Origin of the sequence: Lactobacillus nasalidis (assembly GCF_016587775.1) — a bacterium.
GTDB lineage: Bacteria > Bacillota > Bacilli > Lactobacillales > Lactobacillaceae > Lactobacillus > Lactobacillus nasalidis.
In genome coordinates, this window is record NZ_BOCG01000408.1 from 1 (window position 1) to 632 (window position 632).

At 44.9% G+C, this 632-nt stretch carries 1 protein-coding gene; it reads left to right on the forward strand.

The window, feature by feature from the left end; translation table 11 throughout:
* Nucleotides 1-632 (forward strand): helix-turn-helix domain-containing protein (locus lacNas_RS07475; RefSeq protein WP_244661441.1); only part of this gene is annotated, 632 nt, incomplete at both ends.

A 632-nucleotide genomic window follows, 5' to 3' on the forward strand; every position in this document is an offset into this window, starting at 1 on the left:
GTACCGTCTAAATTAATTCAGACAAGAGTCTATGAACTACATCCAAACAAGACTATGAGAAGAGTTTTGGATGAAGCTTGTGACTATCGCCGCTATTGCTGGAATCAAGGCCTTGCCTTGTGGAACGAAATGTACAAGGCAAGACAAGCGCTTAAATCTTCTTTGGCTTCCGACCCGAAAAAGCTGACTGAAGAACAGAAAGTGCTGCTTAAAGAAAAGCCTTCGCCGAGTGAACGAAGAGTTCGTAATATGTTAGTTGCAGATAAAAAAGACTGGCAGTATACACAGTCAGCCCGGATTCTGCAACTGGCAATTTCTGACTTGGGCAAGGCTTGGAACAATTTCTTTGACAAGGCCCAACCAGGCTGGGGCAAACCAAAATTTCGGTCAAAGCGGGAATCCAGACAAGGCTTCAAAAGCGATCAGAGCAAGATCAAGGACGGAATTCTTTATTTGGAGCGGGCAAGAAGAAGCCACGTTCCAAAAGATCAATGGCGTGGCTTCAAGCTGAGCGAAAAGCCTTTGTCAGATGAATTTGGCGTTGTCAGCTACTTCAAAGAAAATGGCCGTTATTACGTTGCCATCCCGTATAAGATCAAGGCTGAGGATGTTAAGCTGCCAGACAAAACAGG